Source organism: Oceanispirochaeta sp. (genome assembly GCF_027859075.1).
Taxonomy (GTDB): domain Bacteria; phylum Spirochaetota; class Spirochaetia; order DSM-2461; family DSM-2461; genus Oceanispirochaeta.
This window is the reverse complement of the sequence record NZ_JAQIBL010000280.1, coordinates 1-3,280: the sequence shown is the minus strand read 5'-3', so window position 1 is coordinate 3,280 and position 3,280 is coordinate 1. Positions and strand designations below refer to the sequence as shown.

The 3,280-nt window shown below is 41.5% G+C and carries 5 protein-coding genes; 2 read left to right on the top strand and 3 right to left on the bottom strand.

Annotated features, from left to right (window positions below; translation table 11 throughout):
- Window positions 1–55 precede the first annotated feature (55 nt).
- Complete coding sequence (locus tag PF479_RS15655) at window positions 56–1,126, top strand: uracil phosphoribosyltransferase (protein WP_298008325.1); 1,071 nt, start codon at window positions 56–58, stop codon at window positions 1,124–1,126.
- Window positions 1,127–1,175: 49 nt separating this feature from the next.
- Entirely contained in the window at window positions 1,176–2,084 is a 909-nt protein-coding gene (locus PF479_RS15650) for a lipopolysaccharide assembly protein LapB (protein ID WP_298008322.1), read from the top strand.
- A gap of 62 nt (window positions 2,085–2,146) precedes the next feature.
- On the opposite strand, the gene PF479_RS15645 is transcribed toward PF479_RS15650, so the two are convergent.
- From PF479_RS15645 to PF479_RS15635, 3 genes are all read right to left on the bottom strand, one after another.
- The gene (locus PF479_RS15645) at window positions 2,147–2,773 is read right to left on the bottom strand and encodes an adenylate kinase (RefSeq protein WP_298008319.1); all 627 of its coding nucleotides are present in this window, start codon (window positions 2,771–2,773) and stop codon (window positions 2,147–2,149) included.
- Window positions 2,770–2,925, bottom strand: a complete 156-nt coding sequence (locus PF479_RS15640; protein ID WP_298008316.1) for a hypothetical protein — start codon at window positions 2,923–2,925, stop codon at window positions 2,770–2,772. The genes PF479_RS15645 and PF479_RS15640 overlap by 4 nt, the downstream gene beginning before the upstream one ends.
- Window positions 2,926–2,960: 35 nt before the next feature.
- On the bottom strand, window positions 2,961–3,280 hold a 320-nt coding region (locus tag PF479_RS15635; RefSeq protein ID WP_298008313.1), incomplete at its 5' end, for a hypothetical protein.

The following is a 3,280-nucleotide window of genomic DNA, read 5'->3' as shown; positions in this document are numbered from 1 at the left end:
CGGGCGGCCTTCTTGTGTATAATGAGTTTAATTTTAATGTGACAAGGAACTGAATATGGAAAAGAAAGTCATTCTCAAAGCAGAAGATTTGAATGGTTATCTCACTGACGAAGACCACAAAAATATTTCTGAAATGAACAAACACTATAGCCTGGCCATAGAATCATTTCGCTCTCTTTCTGTTGCCGAAGGGAATTCATCGGTCATCAGGAAAGAAACAGACAAAATCATAAAACTCTACGACATTATGGGTGATTTCATGAAAGAGATTACATCCAAGGAAGATTCTATTCGTGTGTATTCCTTTGAGACTCCGCAGATCAAGCATGGAGAAGTCTCCAGGCTGATCGCAAAGCTCAGAGACTTGAGGACTCCCCATGATGAATTTGTCTATTATGTACAGCGGGCTTATGAGCTTTTATTCAATCTTGCCTATGACAGCGGAGAGATAAACAGTAAAAACCATCTGATTGTCAAAACACCGGTGACAGTTCCTGTTCAAAATTATGCTGTTCATAAAATTCCTGATGTGGATGACGCCATTTCAAACTCTGTCATGTGTGTCATGCTCCGGGGGGCTCTCCTGCCGTCCATGATTCTAAGCAAAGAAATTCAGGAGTACTCTTCTACGGGATATGTCACTCCCTTTGCTTTGTTCAAGATCAAAAGAGATGAATCCCGGATGAAGCATAATATGGAATATATACTGGACCTGGAAAAGTCTTTTTTTGATCCGGAATCACTTCATGGGAAGGATCTGATTTTCGCAGATCCAATGAATGCCACCGGTGGAAGTCTGGTTACCATTGTCAAGTATATTCTGAAACTGGGGGTGAAACCCCGGTCCATTCGTTTCCTGAATGTAATATCCGCATTGAAAGGTACTTTGCAGATTATCCGCTCCATTGAAGATATAACCTGTTATACATTATGGTTGGATCCAGTTCTTAATGATGCTGCCTATATCCTTCCCGGGCTAGGGGATGCCGGAGACAGGCTCAACGGAAAAGATCAGGATGAGTATCCCAGGAATATGATTCAATTGATTGCAGATTATGGAACTACATTGGCAAATCTATATCGATCACAGGTCAGGACTATTGAGCAGACAATTTTGGGTAATTAGTTCACTGCTTATAAGCCTCTTTCTTTTCTCCTCCTGTCAGAGTGCTGCTTTGCGGATTGAGCTGTCCCGTGATTATTACAATATCGGGAATGCTTATTCTGATCTGGAAGAGTACGATAAGGCAGCAGAGTATTACAGACGCGCACTGGATCTGGATTCATCCCTGAATCAGGCGGCTTTTAATCTGGCCAGAACAAATTTAGAGATTGAAGACTATAATACCGCTTTAAAGCTATTAAATGATCTGGAAGCTGAAGATCCGGAGAATCTGCTTGTACTTGAGATGCTTGGTTATTCCTGGTACAAGGTTGGGGATTCTGAGAGAGCCGGAGGTTATTACAGAAAGAGTTTAGCCCTGGACTCCGTCCATATCAGATCGCTCTATAATCTGTGCCTTCTGGAAAAGAAGAAAGCTAATTGGGGGATGTCCCGCTTTTATCTTGAAAGACTTTTGAGGCTGGAAGATAAACAGGAATACACGGTTCTCCTGGCAGAGTTATCATTAGCTGAAGATGATGTTGACTCGGCTATCGGGTATTATGAAGACTTCCTTCTGGAGTATGAGGGTTATTCAGAAATCTATCTGGCTATGAAAGACCTTTATCTGAAGACAGAACAATATGATAAGGTCCTGACAATGATTGATTTTCTGATTGAAGATCAACCCGAAGAAGGTCTTATGAAAGAGTATTATTTTGAAAAGAGTCAAATCGAGATACAGTTCCTTGATGATATCATCCTGGGACAGGCTGATCTTATTAGTGCTCTTGATGCTGGATACTCAGACAAAGAGTCCCTGGATGAACTTATTGTATATGTGGATCCTCTTTATAAAGGCGATTTGGAGAAGCTGATCAAAGATCATATAAAAGAGCCCGAGTTGAGCGAGGATTCAACTGTTGATGCAGACGCTGTAGATGGGACAATAACTGATAAGGACAAAGTTAAAACATTCTGAGCCTATAAACTGTCTGGGACGTCAGAAATGAAAAAACCGCCGGTTCAAATCCGGCGGTTTTTTCATCTGAGGGTTTCTATCAGGTCTTTAAATACACTATCGGGATGCTGGTTGCTGTCAACATCCACCAATTTCCCTTCATCCCTATAAAAGCTGATGAGGGGTTCTGTTGACAAAGCATAGACGGATAAGCGGTTTCTAATGGCATCAATCTGGTCATCCTTCCGGGTGTACAATTCACTACCACATTTATCACAGATGCCTTCTTTCCTTGGTGGTATAAATTCTATGTGAAAACTTTCACCGCAAGATGGGCATACTCTTCTACCCGATAGTCTGCGGATGACCTCTTCCTCGCTGACCGTAAAGTTTACTGCTTTATCAATGGTGCTGAATTTCTTCAGAGCTTTTGCCTGGGGAAGAGTTCTGGGAAAGCCATCCAGAATGTACCCATGAACCGTATCGTCCTGGTTTAATCTCTCTTCTACTATGGAGGTTGTTAATTCATCAGGTACAAGATCACCGGCATCAAGGATAGATTTTACTTTCATACCCAGTTCGCTCTGGTTCTTAACGGCAGCCCGAAACAAGTCTCCTGTAGAAATGTGAGGGATGTTGTAATGCTCTTTGGCGCGGAACGCCATTGTTCCTTTTCCCGCCCCGGGAGGGCCTAAAAATATTAGATTCACTTATGATCTCCTGGAATATAAATTTTATCATTGTTCTGGCAGTCTGAAGAACAGAACTTTTGCTCCTTATCCTCATCCAGTATGAAATAGTCCCCGCAGTGGGGGCAGCGTCTGTACTGACCGGCACAATCTTCAGAGCAAAACTGTCCCATAATCATTCTTGCTTCAGGACTATGTCTGCCACAGTTCACACATTTCTTATATACTGGATTATCAATTTGAGCCATGAAAAAATAATATCTAAATAAGGTCGTACGGTCAATGTTTCAATTGAAGGGTTCTTTATCTTATATACAAAGATGGTCGAAAATAAAAAAGCCCCTAAATCCTTTACGGTAAAGGGTGTATGGGTGATGCAGTGATCAGCATTGTTTTTTTTGAAATATTGTGTTGACAAAAAATGGGTATAAACGTTATATTCACGGAGCGTTCGGGTAATCAGCCTGAATCGCTCGGAACTAAAGTGATTTTGCTGAATAAGCAGATCACTTGCTAATTGTTCTTTTA

Coding starts and splice junctions, on each gene's coding strand:
- PF479_RS15640 (WP_298008316.1), bottom strand. CDS start 2,925: ATGGGACAGTTTTGCTCTGAAGATTGTGCCGGTCAGTACAGACGCTGC.
- PF479_RS15655 (WP_298008325.1), top strand. CDS start 56: ATGGAAAAGAAAGTCATTCTCAAAGCAGAAGATTTGAATGGTTATCTC.